General features: G+C 67.5%; 14 protein-coding genes and 2 pseudogenes. 8 read left to right on the top strand and 8 right to left on the bottom strand.

The window, feature by feature from the left end; all coding sequences use genetic code 11:
• Positions 1-189 precede the first annotated feature (189 nt).
• Positions 190-387 (bottom strand): hypothetical protein, encoded by a 198-nt coding sequence (locus LRS14_RS25605; protein ID WP_257801607.1) that lies wholly within the window; start codon positions 385-387, stop codon positions 190-192.
• A gap of 150 nt (positions 388-537) precedes the next feature.
• Positions 538-1,296 (bottom strand): hypothetical protein, encoded by a 759-nt coding sequence (locus tag LRS14_RS25600; RefSeq protein ID WP_257801606.1) that lies wholly within the window; start codon positions 1,294-1,296, stop codon positions 538-540.
• Between the two features lie 1,455 nt (positions 1,297-2,751).
• Here LRS14_RS25600 and LRS14_RS25595 point away from each other — a divergent pair.
• Positions 2,752-3,003: a hypothetical protein gene (locus LRS14_RS25595; RefSeq protein WP_257801605.1), complete on the top strand. Its 252-nt coding sequence runs from the start codon at positions 2,752-2,754 to the stop codon at positions 3,001-3,003.
• Between the two features lie 183 nt (positions 3,004-3,186).
• Positions 3,187-3,492, top strand: coding sequence for a hypothetical protein (locus LRS14_RS25590; RefSeq protein WP_257801604.1), 306 nt, complete (start codon positions 3,187-3,189; stop codon positions 3,490-3,492).
• Positions 3,493-3,522: 30 nt separating this feature from the next.
• Here the strand turns inward: LRS14_RS25590 and LRS14_RS25585 are convergent, their stop codons facing one another.
• The 4 genes and pseudogenes from LRS14_RS25585 to LRS14_RS25570 all read right to left on the bottom strand — a co-directional run bounded on the left by LRS14_RS25585 (position 3,523) and on the right by LRS14_RS25570 (position 7,875).
• Complete coding sequence (locus LRS14_RS25585) at positions 3,523-3,753, bottom strand: AlpA family phage regulatory protein (RefSeq protein WP_310740875.1); 231 nt, start codon at positions 3,751-3,753, stop codon at positions 3,523-3,525.
• 386 nt (positions 3,754-4,139) lie between these two features.
• Positions 4,140-5,248 (bottom strand): annotated as a pseudogene (locus LRS14_RS25580) (IS110 family transposase).
• A 206-nt stretch (positions 5,249-5,454) separates the two neighbouring features.
• Positions 5,455-6,771, bottom strand: a complete 1,317-nt coding sequence (locus tag LRS14_RS25575) for a site-specific integrase (RefSeq protein WP_257801603.1) — start codon at positions 6,769-6,771, stop codon at positions 5,455-5,457.
• A 192-nt stretch (positions 6,772-6,963) separates the two neighbouring features.
• Positions 6,964-7,875: a YicC/YloC family endoribonuclease gene (locus LRS14_RS25570; RefSeq protein WP_257801602.1), complete on the bottom strand. Its 912-nt coding sequence runs from the start codon at positions 7,873-7,875 to the stop codon at positions 6,964-6,966.
• Between the two features lie 26 nt (positions 7,876-7,901).
• On the opposite strand from LRS14_RS25570, the gene LRS14_RS25565 reads away from it, so the two are divergent.
• From LRS14_RS25565 to hemW, 5 genes and pseudogenes are all read left to right on the top strand, one after another.
• Complete coding sequence (locus LRS14_RS25565) at positions 7,902-8,870, top strand: serine/threonine-protein kinase (protein ID WP_046113707.1); 969 nt, start codon at positions 7,902-7,904, stop codon at positions 8,868-8,870.
• A 10-nt stretch (positions 8,871-8,880) separates the two neighbouring features.
• Entirely contained in the window at positions 8,881-9,792 is a 912-nt protein-coding gene (locus LRS14_RS25560; RefSeq protein WP_257801601.1) for a PP2C family serine/threonine-protein phosphatase, read from the top strand.
• Between the two features lie 10 nt (positions 9,793-9,802).
• Positions 9,803-10,546 (top strand): ribonuclease PH, encoded by a 744-nt coding sequence (rph, locus tag LRS14_RS25555; protein WP_310740874.1) that lies wholly within the window; start codon positions 9,803-9,805, stop codon positions 10,544-10,546.
• A gap of 2 nt (positions 10,547-10,548) precedes the next feature.
• Positions 10,549-11,188 (top strand): annotated as a pseudogene (locus LRS14_RS25550) (non-canonical purine NTP pyrophosphatase).
• Between the two features lie 15 nt (positions 11,189-11,203).
• A complete protein-coding gene (gene hemW / locus LRS14_RS25545; protein WP_257801600.1) occupies positions 11,204-12,406 on the top strand; it encodes a radical SAM family heme chaperone HemW in 1,203 nt (400 codons plus the stop codon).
• Here the strand turns inward: hemW and LRS14_RS25540 are convergent.
• Positions 12,375-13,277, bottom strand: coding sequence for a LysR substrate-binding domain-containing protein (locus LRS14_RS25540; protein WP_046113711.1), 903 nt, complete (start codon positions 13,275-13,277; stop codon positions 12,375-12,377). The genes hemW and LRS14_RS25540 overlap by 32 nt on opposite strands.
• A 198-nt stretch (positions 13,278-13,475) precedes the next feature.
• Between LRS14_RS25540 and LRS14_RS25535 the strand changes: the two genes are divergently transcribed.
• The gene (locus tag LRS14_RS25535; RefSeq protein WP_257801599.1) at positions 13,476-13,706 is read left to right on the top strand and encodes a hypothetical protein; all 231 of its coding nucleotides are present in this window, start codon (positions 13,476-13,478) and stop codon (positions 13,704-13,706) included.
• A 28-nt stretch (positions 13,707-13,734) separates the two neighbouring features.
• Here LRS14_RS25535 and LRS14_RS25530 read toward each other — a convergent pair whose 3' ends face one another.
• Complete coding sequence (locus tag LRS14_RS25530; protein ID WP_046113814.1) at positions 13,735-14,856, bottom strand: chemotaxis response regulator protein-glutamate methylesterase; 1,122 nt, start codon at positions 14,854-14,856, stop codon at positions 13,735-13,737.
• Positions 14,857-14,879: the final 23 nt, after the last annotated feature.

Here is a 14,879-nt window from a genome sequence, read left to right as displayed (position 1 = left end):
CCGGTACGCTCGAGAAGGTCGCTACGTTCAGTGGCGCAAACGTCTGGGACTTGATCTTGCGCCGATGCCAAAGGCCAAGCCGTCGCCACTGCGAGCGCGAGAGTTAACTGGCGCACAGCCCGAGGAGGCCCTGGCCATTGACAGCACGAATATCGCGGGCCGCTTGACAAAGCGGTCCTGCCGTGGGACTCAATTGGTGAACGCATCGCGCAACCCTTGCATCTCTGCGGCCTGCTGATCAAGCGGCGGTCGTTTGCGCCACGCGATGACGAAGATAGCTAGGGTCTCTGCACCGCAACGGATGTTCACTGTCACCCCCAGTTTCAGGGCCAGCACCCCGGTGCGCTTCTCCGTCACCTCAGCAAAGTAGCCGCGACGCTGAAGCACCTGAGCGCCTAGTTCCCGGCACCCCTCTGGAGTCGGGTTGCGGCTCTGCGTCCAGTCCGTTACCACTCGTACAGTAGATCCTTCGCCGTCATCGCTCGGCGGTCTCACCGTCCCTGCCAAGCAGAGACAGAAGCATGCCGTCTTGACCATCTATGGCTTCCTGAGGCGAGCACCGGCGGGCTCGACAAATAAGCAGTTCGTCGCCTTATTAGCATCCACGTACTCGCGCAGGACCTTGCTCCCGGCCAAGGCCTGCTGGCGATAGAGCTCTCCCCACTTCTTGGCGTCGTTCCCCAGCTCGCCGACGCCAGCGTCGACGGCTTTGAGACGGACGAGGGCCAGCTTCAAGGCAGATAGCGCCTGGTCCTTGTTGCTGTGATGGTCGTTGTATTCGTATGCCGCAACGAAGATCGCGGTGGCGTTCGCGGCGTTACCGACCAGCTTGGCCATTGATGAGGAAGCGTTCTGCGCCAGCATTCCTGTCAGCATGAGCCCGCGGTCGCGCGCATAGCCCATGACGAACGCAACTTCCTTGGGCCCTTGCCTAAAGAAGGCCTGCGCGGCGAACGAACTGACGCCTGCGAGCATGGTTGCGCCAGCCAGCACGCCGACCGCCAAGGGACTCGTGAAGACCAGACCCAAGCCTGCCAGCGTTGCGCCGATACCGACGTTGACGCCGTCGAAGGCCAAGTCAATCTTTGCGTTAGCAAGTGCCGCCTCAGCCGCCTTGATGGAGGCCTGGAGCACCTTGCGTTCTGCCAGGACACGTTCCAACTGCTCCTGCCCGACGACTTTTGGGTCCGCCTTGGCTCGCTCAGCCTCACCAACAAAGCGCTTGATGATGGCTTCCAGCTCCGAGCACTTTGCAACCTGAGACACAGGTACGTTTTTTGTCGAGAGGGTCGCCACTAGGAATGATCCCGCCGGAAGTTGCGCTCGAGATGTGCTAGACAGCGAGAGACCGGCGGTGAGCAACCCGAGAAAGCGCCGGCGAGCAGCTATCGAAGCCGAGAGGGCGCTGGCAAAGTCGCAGCCGCTACGCACTTCACAAGCCCTGACGGATGACTTGTCGCAGACCACGAGCTTCCCTGGCGGACGCATGCCAGTTCCTTTAAGTTGTCCTCTGGATTAGAGCTGCACTTCGCAGCAACGTCAACGGATTGGCGCACTTCTGCCCCTGTCCCCGTTTCAGTACCGCCCAGGTGCGGCGCCGGGCTCGCAATGACCGGCATGCTGAACTGGTACAGCGCGCTGCGCCTGGCTCTCGACCTGGGCAAGCGGCCGATCCGCCCGCCAGTGCGGATGCTGTGGGGCGATCGCGACAGCGCGCTGAACCCGGGTTTGGCTGACCCCGCGCTGGCGCACTGCGCGCACGGCGAGCTGTTCAGGCTGCCCGAAGCGACGCATTGGCTGCACCACGAACAGCCGCAAGAAGTCAGCGCGCTGCTCATTGACTTCCTGCGCACGGGAGCTGCTGTTCCGCAGCCCCGTAGGCTGGGTGGAAGCTGGCTTGTACATGGCGCAAGCCGTGCGGCGTGTCGACGCCGATCCAGTAATGACCGCCGTTGTGGTGCGGGTCTATCGACAATATGCTGCAAATCTACTTTGAGCGAGGCACGGCCTTCCCGGGGAGTCCGAGCCTTGAACGGCGGCTTTAGGACGATGAACTTTGCTATGGGTATCTCCGCTTTGGGTCGGTGCCGCTACTACCGCGGACAAGGAAGCAGTCATCGGCTGCCGTCTCGGTCGTGCGCCGGCCTACGACCGATGTACCCCGCTTAGCTGACTTTCACCGGGCCCGCCGCCGCCAGGCTGGGCGTCTGCTTGGTGCCGGTCAGCGTGAGTTCGCTCGTCCGGGTCGACCTGCAGCAACCGCTGCACAGCCGTCATCACCAGCAGCGGAGCCGGATGGCAAAGCAGGGCGCCTGACTAGGCCGGTTGAACTGTCCTCGACGCCGTAGCAGACGCTGCCCGGCTTCGCCGGCCGCCCCATTTGCGAACCGTAGCGCCGCGTGCGCGGCCGCTAGGGCCTTTCGCGGCATAGCCCGGCCCCTTCCGCCTGCGGCGGGCCCCTTCCAGGTATTCCACGGTGCCCTTGCGGCCGCGCTTCTCCGCGGCGCTGTCGGCATCGCACGGCGACCGACGAATGCGGGGCAGCAGTCCGCTCTACCTCACGCCGAGGGATCAACAGCCGAATCCGGCTCCCTCGGAAAACAGGGCAGGCGGTTTTTGAGGTCTGGGATCGGGCGAGGTTCACATGCGAGATGACGGTGACTTGAGCGGTTGGCGAAGCGGCTTCGTTCCTTTGCCTAGCGTGCCGCCGTGAGGCCATGTTGATGGTCAGTCGCGAACCGCTTTCAACTTTTGGAGATCACGATCATGGAACACACGAAGGAGTTGCTGTCGGTGCCGCTGGCGAGCCTCGTGCCGTCGCGGTTCAACGTTCGGCGTCACAACGCCGATCAGGCCGCCGCGCATCGGACGATGGCGTTGCAGGCGATGCTGGCGCAGAACACGACGGTGGCCGTGGCTACAGTGGTGCATGTGTGCGCGTTGCGCACCTTCGGTGCCGACTACCTGAACCACGGCCGAAGGCACAGATCGTCGCGGCGCTGACGGAGGCCGGGCCTGAACTAGCCGGTGGTGGTGTCGAGGCCATGAAGAAGGATGCGCTGGTGGACGCAGCGGCATCGCGGCTGGCCGGTACCCGCTGGCTGCCCGAATCCCTGCAGCTATCGCCAGCTGGACCGAGCTGCGCGGGCGGTTGAACCCGCCCGCGCAATCGGGATCGGAGGAGTCATGTGGTTGTTCGTTGCTCGCGAACCCCGACCGGACGCGCCTGAATGGCCAGGCCGGCGGTTGCTCGCGGCCACCGACGCGGTCGCATGGCCACTGCTCTGGGTGCTGGTAATCCGGCAGGCACCCGAGCCGGTCGGCGTGGTGGGGCCGTTCATCACCGCACTGGCCGTGTTGCTCGGTCTGGGACGGTTGCGCCGAGCCTTGTGGGTGAACCACCGCTACTGGTTCACCACCTGGCGCTGGGGCAAGGTGGCAGCGGCCATGCTGCTGATCGGCCTGGTTCTGAAACTGTCGATCTCGCCGTAGCCGCACGGCTCCGACGGAGCGTTTGAATCTTCAATGCGAGGTGGAGGGACGGGCGGCGCTCCACTGTTCGAGGTCGATGCGACGCCACGCTACAGCGCGTTTGGCAAGGCGCACTGGCAAGGGAAACTTGTTCTCTGCCATCAAGCGGTAGATCGTGGACCGGCCGAGGCCGGTCATGCGCACCACGCCCGCCATGCGGACGAACATCGTGAGCGAGGCGTCAGGCGCGGGCGCTTTCAGCGCGGGCTGTGTCGAGTTCACTTGGCGGCTCCTGAGCTGCGTGTCAGCACAACTCTAGGCGCGGCGCCCGGAACTTGCGGCGATGACTTTTAGAGAAAAAGTGTCGCTCCGGCTCCTCCTATGGTCGCCGCCGTCAATTGCTGACTGACTTATGGTTTTGGTCGGCTGTGGTCTTCTTCGTGCGTTGACGGTGATCGATCCGGTGATGCGACGTGAGCGTGCAGCGACGATGAATCAGACTCATATCCGCGGATTGGTTACCAGCATTTCATCGATTCGTCGCGGGCCTGCCTCGCTCTAGGTTCAGGAGTCATCCTTGCGGTGTCCTTCAGGAGCCTCGAGGGTTGCCCCGTCGGTGCCCACCTCGCATCGCCGGATCGATCTCCGTCGGCTCGCCGTGCCGTGGTTCAGGCTCGCTCGGCCTGGGCCGTCCGGGCAATGGCCCAGATGAAGCCGGCCAGCTCGCGCGCCACGGCGATGCACACCTTGTTGATCTGCAGCCCTCGTTCCTTGAGCGCCGCAAACCGCTGCGTCAGCCTCAGCTGCGCCTTCCACGCCATGTCCCGGACGGCCTGTGACAGCCCCGCTTGCCGGGCGTTGATCTCTTGCCGATGCGCGGCTTGAAGCGGTAATTCCACGCCGCTTCGGTCAGCAGCCTGCGCGCATGCGCGTTGCCGGCCTTGGTGATGCTGCCGCGCCGGGTTCGGGCGCCGCTGGAGTGTTCACTGGGCACCAGCCCGAGGTAGCCCATGAGCTTGCGCGGGTGCTCGAAGCGGTCGAGGTCCCCGATCTCGCACACCAACCCAATGGCCGTGACCGCAGCCACGCCCCGAAGGGCCTGCAGCGCCTGCACCACCGGCTCGAACCGCCAGCCCTTGATCGATGCCGACAGCGCCTGGGTCAGCCGCTGCACTCGCTCGTCGGCCGACTTCACCGCCAAGCAGTATTCGGTGAAGGCAATCTGCGTGTTGGCATCGCCGAAGCTCAAGCGGGCCAGCCAGCGTTCATGCGCGCCGCACCAGGCGGTCTTGCCGGCATACCGCATGTCGTGCCGCAGCAAGAACGCCTTGAGCTGCAAGCGCGCCTGAGTGCGTGCGTTGACCGCGTCCTCGCGGGCGCGCGCCAGGTCGCGGATCGCTTCGTGGGCTGGATCGGGCACCCACACCGCACGCAGCAGGCCGGCCCGTGAGCACTCGGCCAACTGCACGCAGTCGCGTCCGTCGGTCTTGACCCGATCGCCCGGTCGTCGGGGCATCTGCGAAGGGGCGATCACTTCGCAGCTGTAGCCTCGAGCGGACAAGACGCGCTGCAGGCCGTAGCCGGTGGGCCCTGCCTCGTAGACCACATGCAGGTTTGCTGGCGAGCCCAGCCGCTGCAGCACCTTGGTCAGCTTGCTTACATCGTGGGCGATCTTGCTGACGAAACAGCCTGCCGCGCGCCCAGGCGTTGCAGCCGCAACGCTGATGCTGTCCTTGTGGACGTCCAGGCCGACGTGAACCTTGCTACGCTCTTCCATGGTCGGTCTCCTTGGAGTTGCTGACGACGCAAGTCGCAGCATGTAGCTCGGCACGCCTCGGCGTGCAACCTACGTAGCTGGAGACCGGCCGCCTGGGCTGGAGGCGGCGACCATGATGTCTAGGCAGTCACCCGCTGCGCACTCGATTCCTATCAAGAATGCGCGCGGTGTGCCATCCCCGCGGGACCGCAGCTCTGGCCGCCGGCTCAACTATCGGCGGGCATGCGCGAGCGGGACGCTTGCGCGGGTTGCCGGATCTGCCGAGCAGCTGGCGTGCCCTTCGGGATTTTTCCTTGTTCGATGTTCTCCAGCAGCTTCGCCCAGGCGCGAAGCGCGGCAGCACGCTCCTCGAAGTAGTCGTGCCGGTCGTAGATCCCTTCGACGTTGCCCAGCTTGTGGTTGAGCGAGCGCTCGGCGACGAATCGGTCGACGCCGAGGCCAGCGAGGTGCGTGCGCGCAGTCCGGCGCATGTCGTGGATGGTGAAGTGCTCGATGTCGGGGATGCTCAATCGCTTAAGCGCCACGTTCAGCGTATCGGGGCCGACATGGTCGAACCGGTTCTTGCAGTTCACGCCCAACCGGCACCGGACCAGCCGACGAGGCGGGAAGACATGGGGGTCGCCGAAGGAGAAGACCTTCGCTTCGTTGAGCCACGCCAGGACGGGTTCCGCCAAGGGGATGCGAATCGACGCCCGCGTCTTGGTGCTCTCCTTGGCGAGCGTCCAGATGCCGGCGTCGAGGTCGAACGCGTCCCACCGGGCCGACAACAGTTCCATCTTGCGGACGCACAGCGCCAGCAGCAGCCAGACCGCCAGCTCGTTCTGCCGCCCGAAGTTGGCTGTGGTCCGCATCGCCGATGCCAACCGCCGCAGTTCTTCGATGGTGAGCCAGCGGTCGCGGGATACTTCTTCGCCGCCCGCGTCGGCCAGCTCGAAATCGGCTGCCGGGTTGCGCTCGATCCAATGGTTCCGCACGGCCATCCTAAACATGCGGCTCATGTAGCGCAGCGCGTCGTTGGCCACGGTCGGCGCACCGCCTGCGACGATGCGGGTCAGCACCCGATCGATGTGCGCCGGCTTTACGTCGGGTGGCGCCATGGACCCGAGCACCGGATCGATGTGCCTGCGGAGCACCCGCGCGACCACTTCGGGGTACTTGTGGCGAGGGCGTATGTACTTCGCCAACCATGCCTCGCCGAGGCGCTGCACCGTGGGCACTTCCAGCAGGAGCGCCTTCTCCGCCTGCTTGGCCGCTGCCACGTCGACGCCCCGCTCGATCTGCGCCCGGTCTTGCCGAACCTGCTCACGTGCATCCTTCAGTGACAACTCGGGAAAGCGACCGAGCACCTTCTCTTTCGAGCGACCGTTCAGTCGGTAGCGAAGGATCCAGGATGCGTGCCCTTGTCTGGCCGCTGCGGCCGTGCCCACGAAGGTCAGTCCCTCGCCGACGCCACGGTCAACCGGGCCGGCGGCAAGCCACGCTCTGAGTTCCCGATCGGTGATCGGGCGTTGCTGTCTGTTCATGTCTCAGCTCCTAGGAAGCTGTGGGGTAAATCCGCCGGGTTGTTCACCTTGGACCGGCGCAAACCCGATTTACCCCACACCCCACAGGTTGCGCGCGCTACGCTGCAACGCCCTGGGACGGCCTGAGACAAAATATCCTTACGCGACAACAGGTTGCGTCGTTTCGCGGGATCCCTTGGGACCCCCCAAACCTCACTCGATGTTCTGCACCTGCTCCCGCATCTGCTCCACCGCCACCTTCATCTCCACCGAGATCCCGGTGAGCTCCAGCGCAGCGGACTTGGAGCCCATGGTGTTGGCTTCGCGGTGCAGCTCCTGGATCAGGAAGTCCAGCCGCTTGCCCAGCTCGCCGCCGGCCTTCAGCAGTCGCTCGATCTCGTCGAGGTGGGCCGTCAGGCGGGCCAGTTCCTCGGCCACGTCGATGCGGATGGCGAAGGAGGCTGCCTCGTTCAGCGCGCGGTCGCGCTGGGCGTCCTCGCTCACCGCCTGGCCGGCGCCGGCCACCTGAAGCGCCTCGTTCCAGCGCTCCAGGAAGCGCTGCTGCTGCCGCTGCACCACGGCGGGCACCAGCGGCTTGGCCTGCTCGGCCAGCTCGCGCAGCCGGCCGATGCGCTCCATCAGCACCTTCACCAGCCGGTCGCCTTCGCGGGCCCGGGCCTCCTGCAGCGCCTTGACCGCCTGGCGGGTGGCCTCCAGCGCCACCTCGTCCAGCCGCTCGGCCGGCGTGGCATTGCGGCACCAGTTCAGCGCCTCGTGCACCGACAGCGGCTGCGCCTTGGGCAGCCACGTCTGCACATTGCTTTCCAGCTGGGCCAGGCGCATCAGCTGCTCGGGCGCGGGATGCGGCCAGCCACTGTCGGCGTCGCGCTGGCCGGCCAGGCGCAGCTCGATCTTGCCGCGGCGGAAGGCGCTGCCCACGGCCTCGCGCAGCGCCGGCTCCAGGCCGCGCAACTCGTCGGGCAGGCGAAACGCCAGGTCGAGGAAACGGCTGTTCACCGAACGCAATTCCACCGTCACGCCAACGCCGGAATTGGCCGGGTTTTCGGGGTTTGCAGCAGCGCTCGCCGTGGCGCTGCCATAACCGGTCATGCTGTAGACTGCCATTGAACCCCTGTATCAAAAAATCGATTATGTCAAAGCCCAAACCTGCCCCGCTGCCTGCTGGCACCGTGGTGGGCGGCTACCAGATCGTCAAGAAGCTGGCAGCGGGCGGTTTCGGCGTGGTTTATCTCGCCGAAGACGACCAGGGCCATCTCGTCGCGCTGAAGGAATACCTGCCGTCATCGCTGGCCGAGCGTTCTCCCGGTGAACTCACCCCGCGGGTGAAGCCGGAAAAGCAGCCGCTGTACCGCCTGGGCCTGAAGAGTTTCTTCGAAGAAGGCCGCTCCCTCGCGCAGATCAGCCACCAGAGTGTGGTCTCGGTGCTGAATTTCTTTCGCGAGAACGAAACCGTCTACATGGTCATGAATTACCTGCAAGGAGATACCTTGCAGGATTTCATCGTGACCGCGCGCGAACTCAAGCGTGACAAGGTGTTTCGGGAATCGACGATACGTTCGCTGTTCGACGAGATCCTGCGAGGTTTGCGCATCGTGCACCAGCACAAGATGCTGCACCTGGACATCAAGCCGGCCAACATCTTCATCACCAACGACAACAAGGCGGTGTTGCTGGATTTCGGTGCCGCGCGCGAGGTGCTGAGCAAGGAAGGCAATTTCATCCGGCCGATGTACACGCCGGGTTTTGCCGCGCCCGAGATGTACCGCCGCGATGGCACGCTGGGCCCGTGGACCGACATCTACGCCATCGGCGCCTGCATCTACGCCTGCATGCAGGGCTATCCGCCGAACGACGCGCCGCAACGCATCGAGAAGGACCGGCTGGCGCTGAGCCTGTCGCGGCTGCGGAACGTGTACTCCGACAACCTGATCGAAGTCACCGAATGGTGCATGTCGCTCGATCCGCTGTCGCGCCCGCAGAGCGTGTTCGCGCTGCAGAAGGAACTGGCGCGTGAATCGGAGCGGCGCTACACCAAGCTCAGCTTCAGCGAGCGCCTGAAGCTGCAGCTCGAGAACCTGAAGAGCGGCGCCAAGTCATGAAGGGCCAGCGATGAGGTTCGGCGTGTACCAGGTCAGCCGCAAGGGCGGCCGCGAGAAGAACGAAGACCGCATGGGCTATTGCTACACGCGGGATTCGGGGCTGTTCGCGCTGGCCGACGGCATGGGCGGCCATCCGGAGGGCGAGGTGGCCGCGCAGCTGGCGTTGCAGACGCTGGCCGCGCGCTTCCAGCGCGATGCCAAGCCGCGGCTGGCTGATCCGCTGCGCTTCCTGCACGACGGGCTGATCGCCGGCCACCAGCAGCTGCTGCGCTATGCCACCGAGAAATCGCTGATCGACACGCCGCGCACCACGCTCGTGGCCTGCGTGCTGCAGGGCGACGCGGCCTACTGGGCGCACTGCGGCGATTCGCGGCTGTACCTGGTGCGCGGCGGCAAGCTGGTGGCGCGCACGCGCGACCACAGCTACTCCGAGCTGCAGGAGACGCTGAGCCAGGTGGTCCCCATGCGCGAGCGCTTCAACCGCAACGTGCTGTTCACCTGCCTGGGCAGCCCGGGCAAGCCGGTGGTCGACACCTCCGGCCCGCTGCTCTTGCAGCCGGGCGACCGGGTGCTGCTGTGCTCCGACGGCCTCTGGGGCCCGGTGAGCGATACCGAGATCACCGACCGGCTGGGCCAGCAACCCATCCACGAAGCCGTGCCCGAACTGGTGGAGACCGCGCTGCGCAACGGCGGCCCCAAGTGCGACAACGTGACCGCATTGGCCATGGAATGGGAGTCGTCGGAAGACCGGCGGCAGCAGGGGGCGGTGAGCACCCGCGCCCTGGGCGACGAGGTGTTTGCCTCTACCATCCAGGCCAGCGTGATCGGCGAGGCCCGCGACGATCTCGACGAAGCCGAGATCGAACGTTCGATCAAAGAGATCAACGAAGCGATCCGCCGCTCCTCCCAGAAAAAGACCTGAAGGTTCCCCGATGACCGATTACCTGCGCGCGGGTGCCCGCGCCGCGGACGCCATGCGCGGCGTCTCCATCACCCGTGGCTATACCAAGCATGCCGAAGGCTCGGTGCTGGTGGCCTTCGGCGACACCAAGGTGCTGTGCACCGCCTCGGTCGAGGAGCGCGTGCCGCCGCACAAGCGTGGCAGCGGCGAAGGCTGGGTCACCGCCGAATACGGCATGCTGCCCCGCGCCACCCACACCCGCGGCGACCGCGAGGCCGCCCGCGGCAAGCAGAGCGGCCGCACGCAGGAGATCCAGCGGCTGATCGGCCGCTCGCTGCGCTGTGTGTTCGACCTGCCCAAGCTGGGCGAGCGCACCATCAGCCTCGATTGCGACGTGTTGCAGGCCGACGGCGGCACCCGCACCGCGGCCATCACCGGCGCCTTCGTGGCGGCACACGATGCCGTCAGCTGGCTGATCGCGCGTGGCCTGCTGGTGGAAAGCCCGATCCGCGACTTCGTGGCCGCGGTGTCGGTGGGCATCGTCGACGGCACGCCGCTGCTCGACCTGGAATACACCGAGGACTCGGCCTGCGACACCGACATGAACGTGGTGATGACCGGCGCCGGCGGCTTCGTGGAAGTGCAGGGCACGGCCGAAGGCGCCAGCTTCTCGCGCGCCGAGATGGACGCGCTGCTGGCCCTGGCCGGCAAGGGCATCGGCGAGCTGGTGGCCGCGCAGAAGGCCGCCTTGGCGGCGCCGCTGGGCGGGGCGTGATGCTGCGGCTGGTGCTGGCCTCCAACAACGCCAAGAAGCTCAAGGAGCTGCAGGCGCTGTTCGCTGCGCTGCCCATCGAGCTGGTGACGCAGGGCTCGCTGGGTGTGACGGAGGCCGAGGAACCCTTCCACACCTTCGTGGAGAACGGCCTGGCCAAGGCGCGGCATGCCTCGGCGGCCACCGGCCTGCCGGCCATCGCCGACGATTCCGGCCTGTGCGTGGACGCGCTGGGCGGGCAGCCGGGCGTGGCCTCGGCGCACTTCGCGCCGCTGCCCGGAGGCGGCCGCCGGCCACTCGGACCGCGAAGCGCTGCGCCGGCTCCAGGACGAGGCCAACAACAGCTTGCTGCTGCAGCGCCTGGCTGGCGCGGCCGACCGGCGCGCGCGCTTCGTCAGTACGCTGGTGGCGGTGCGATCGGCCGCCGACCCCGAGCCGCTGATCGCCTTTGGCCGCTGGGAGGGCACGGTGCTGGCGCAGCCCGTGGGCAGTGGCGGCTTCGGCTACGACCCGCTGCTGCACATCCCGGCGTTGGGCCGGGCGGTGGCCGAGCTGCCGGCCGAGCTGAAGAACCAGCACAGCCACCGCGCGCTGGCCGCCCGCCAGATGGCGGCGCTGATGCGCGACGCCTGGCGGCTGGGCTGAACGGGCGCAAGCGGCATGGCTGAATCGGTGATCCGCCTGCATCGCCCGGGCAGCGTGAGCCTGGCGGCGCTGCCGCCGTTGTCGCTGTACGTGCACCTGCCGTGGTGCCTGAAGAAGTGCCCGTACTGCGACTTCAATTCTCATCAAGCCACGCTGTCCGCCGCTGGCAAAAGCGAGTTGCCCGAAGCCGCCTACCTCGACGCCGTCATCGCCGACCTGGAGCAATCGCTGCCGCTGGTGTGGGGCCGGCGGGTGCACAGCATCTTCATCGGCGGCGGCACGCCCAGCTTGTTTTCTCCCGCAGCCATCGACCGGCTGCTGGGCGACATCCGTGCGCGGTTGCCGCTGGAGCCGGGCTGCGAGATCACGCTGGAGGCCAACCCCGGCACCTTCGAGCGCGACCGCTTCCGTGCCTTCCATGCGGCTGGCGTCACCCGTTTGTCCATCGGCGTGCAGAGCTTCGATGACGAGGCGCTGAAGGCCATCGGCCGCGTGCACGACAGCGCCCAGGCGCGCGCCGCGGTGGAAGAGGCGCGCGAGGTGTTCGACACCTTCAACATCGACCTGATGTACGCGCTGCCCGGCCAGACGCTGGACGCGCTGCAGGCCGACCTGGATGCCGCGCTGGCCTACCAGCCGCCGCACCTGTCGATCTACCACCTGACGCTGGAGCCGAACACCTTCTTCGCCACGCATCCGCCGCCGCTGCCCGACGACGACCTGGCGTCCGACATGCTGGACCTGATCGTCGAACGCACCGCGGCCACCGGCCTGCAGCGGTACGAGGTGTCGGCATTCGCCCGCGGCGACCACCGCTGCTGGCACAACCTGAACTACTGGCAGTTCGGCGACTACCTGGGCATCGGCGCCGGCGCGCACGGCAAGCTGTCGTTCCCCCACCGCATCCTGCGGCAGGTGAAGTGGCGCGAGCCCGCGGCCTACATGGCCAAGGCGATGGGCGGCCAGGCGGTGTCCAACGAACACGAGGTGGCGCGCGACCAGCTGCCCTTCGAGTTCATGCTGAACGCACTGCGGCTGAAGGAAGGCTTCACGCTGCAGCAGTTCTCCGACCGCACCGGCCTGCCCGCCTCGGCCATCGCCGGGTCGCTGCAGCAGGCGCAGGCCCGGGGCCTGGTCACCGCCGATGCGGCCCGGGTGCAGCCCACCGCCCGCGGCTTCGATTTCCTCAGCGACCTGCAGGCCCTGTTCCTGCCCTGAGCTCCTCGCGCAGCCACTGCAGCAGCGCCTGGATAGGCGGCCATTCGGCCAGCGCGGGCGGGTAGGCCAGGTAGTAGCTGTCGCTGCCGTCGTGCTCGATGCCCAGCGGATGCAGCCGCATCAGGCGGCCATCGGCCAGCGCATCGACGGCCAGCACCTCGCGCACGATGGCCAGCCCCAGGTTCTGCTCCGCGGCCTGCAACATCAGCCCGGCATCGTTGAAGGTGGCCACCGGGTTGATGCGCTGGCGCGCCAGGCCGGCCTGCTCGAACCAGTGCTCCCACACGCCGGGATTGCCCAGCAGCGCCTCGTGGGCGATGGCCGCCGCGCCCTGGCCCAGCAGCCGCCGCGCCGCCGCCGGGCTGCCCACCACCACCAGCGGGCTGTCCACCAGCCGCTGCGCCACCAGCGGCGGCCAGTGGCCCGAGCCCTGCCGCAGCGCGGCGTGGTAGCCCTCGCGCTGCACATCCACCAGCTGCTGCGAAGCATCGATCTCCAGCGCGATGCGCGGATGCGCCGCGTGCCAGCGGCCCATGCGTGGCAGCAGCCAGCGCTGCGCGAAGGAGGGCAGCACCGTCAGCCGCACCCGCTGCTCGCTGCCGGCGGCGGCCGCAGCGGCGGCCTGCATGCCCTCGTCCAGCATCGCCAGCGCCGGCCCGGCACTGCGCAGCAGTGCACGGCCGGCGGCATTGAGGGCGATGCGGCGGCCGCGGCGGTCGAACACCTGGAAGCCCAGCTGCTCTTCCAGCAGCTTGATCTGCTGGCTGACGGCGGAATGCGTGAGGTGCAGTTCATCCGCCGCCGCGCGCAGGTTGGCCAGCCGCGCGACGGTGCAGAAGGTGGGCAGGACGTGCAGCGGCAAGCGGCTCATGCTGGTAAGCGTTGCTTTCCAAACTGGCCAGGATTCTTCGATTCCCAGCCGGCGGGTGGGCAGCTATGGTAACCACCATCGCGGCAACCGGCCGTGCCGTACCAGGAGCCGAAGATGATGTCCCCGAGTGTTTGCTGCCTGCCCCTCAGCCCCCGCCTGCGACGCGGCAGCCCTTGGCCGCTGCGTTGGTGGCATGCCTTGCACGCCGGCTGGCAGGCCGCGCGCTGCGTGCTGGCGCAGCAGGCGCCCGTGCTGGCGCCGCAGGCGCTGCAGTCGCTGGCCGGCATGGACGAACGCACTGCCGCCGACATCGGCCTGCCGCCCGACGCCCGTGCCTGGCTGGCGCATGAGCGCGTGCGCCAGGCTGACGGCCTGTGGGTGGCCAGCCGCGGTGCGGTGGCGCCCAGCGTGGAACGTTCGTTCTACTGAACCGCGGGCCGGGCGGCCCGCCGTCGGGTCAGACGCGGTTGGTCGACAGGCCGGCCGTGCTGCGCAGCCGCTCGACCAGGTGGCCGGCGATGCGGCCCAGTGGCAGCACCTCGTTGGCCGCGCCGTGGGCGATGGCCTCGCGCGGCATGCCGAACACCACGCAGCTGGCCTCGTCCTGGCACACGTTGTAGGCGCCGGCGTCACGCATCTGCTTCATCGCGCGGGCGCCGTCGCCCCCCATGCCGGTGAGCATCAGGCCCAGCGCATTCGGTCCCACCACGCGGGCGGCCGATTCGAACAGCACTTCCACCGAAGGCTTGTGGCGGTTCACCGGATCGCCGTCGCGCACCCGCGCGATGTAGTTGGCGCCCGAGCGTTCCACCGACAGGTGCATGCCGCCGGGGGCCAGGTAGGCATGGCCGGGCAGTACCCGCTCGCCGTCGGTGGCTTCCTTCACGCGGATGCGGGCCAGGCCGTCCAGCCGCTTGGCATAGCTGGTGGTGAAGCCGGGCGGCATGTGCTGCGTGATCATCACCGCCGGGAAGTCCGGCGGCAGGTTGGTGAGCACGTCCTTGGTGGCCTCGGTGCCGCCGGTGGAGGCGCCGATGAACAGGATCTTCTCGGTGGACAGCCGGCCCAGCGGCGACACGCCCGCGGCCGCCGGCCGCGCCGGCGCCGCACCGCTGGCGGCCTGGCCGGCCGCGGCCGCGCCGGCCGTGGCGGTGGCCGGCACCAGGCTGCGGCGGATGCGCGCCTTGGAAGCCATGCGGACCTTGTCGGTGATCTCCTCGGCCAGGTGCTTGATGCCGTCGGCCAGGCCGATCTTGGGCTTGGCGACGAAGTCGATGGCGCCGAGTTCCAGCGCGCGCAGCGTCACCTCGGCGCCGCGCTCGGTCAGCGTGGACACCATCACCACCGGCATCGGCCGCAGGCGCATCAGCTTGGACAGGAAGTCCAGCCCGTCCATGCGCGGCATCTCCACGTCCAGGGTGATGACGTCGGGATTGAGGTTGCGGATGGTCTCGCGGGCCACGAACGGATCGCTGGCCACGCCGACACATTCCATGTCCGGCTGTCGATTGATGATCTCGGAGAGCAGGCTGCGCACCAGCGCCGAGTCGTCCACCACCACCACGCGGGTCTTGGGCATGTTGTCCACTGCTTTCTTGTTGG

This window comes from Aquincola sp. J276 (assembly GCF_024700035.1).
Classification (GTDB): domain Bacteria; phylum Pseudomonadota; class Gammaproteobacteria; order Burkholderiales; family Burkholderiaceae_C; genus Aquincola; species Aquincola tertiaricarbonis.
Note: the sequence above shows the minus strand (reverse complement) of the source record. Positions and strands in the feature narration are given on the sequence as shown.

Excerpts from the sequence above, each read along its gene's own strand:
- LRS14_RS25540 (WP_046113711.1), bottom strand. The coding sequence starts at position 13,277 with ATGAGCCGCTTGCCGCTGCACGTCCTGCCCACCTTCTGCACCGTCGCG.
- LRS14_RS25590 (WP_257801604.1), top strand. The coding sequence starts at position 3,187 with ATGTGGTTGTTCGTTGCTCGCGAACCCCGACCGGACGCGCCTGAATGG.
- LRS14_RS25565 (WP_046113707.1), top strand. The coding sequence starts at position 7,902 with ATGTCAAAGCCCAAACCTGCCCCGCTGCCTGCTGGCACCGTGGTGGGC.
- LRS14_RS25560 (WP_257801601.1), top strand. The coding sequence starts at position 8,881 with ATGAGGTTCGGCGTGTACCAGGTCAGCCGCAAGGGCGGCCGCGAGAAG.
- LRS14_RS25530 (WP_046113814.1), bottom strand. The coding sequence starts at position 14,856 with ATGCCCAAGACCCGCGTGGTGGTGGTGGACGACTCGGCGCTGGTGCGC.
- LRS14_RS25575 (WP_257801603.1), bottom strand. The coding sequence starts at position 6,771 with ATGAACAGACAGCAACGCCCGATCACCGATCGGGAACTCAGAGCGTGG.
- hemW (WP_257801600.1), top strand. The coding sequence starts at position 11,204 with ATGGCTGAATCGGTGATCCGCCTGCATCGCCCGGGCAGCGTGAGCCTG.
- rph (WP_310740874.1), top strand. The coding sequence starts at position 9,803 with ATGACCGATTACCTGCGCGCGGGTGCCCGCGCCGCGGACGCCATGCGC.
- LRS14_RS25570 (WP_257801602.1), bottom strand. The coding sequence starts at position 7,875 with ATGGCAGTCTACAGCATGACCGGTTATGGCAGCGCCACGGCGAGCGCT.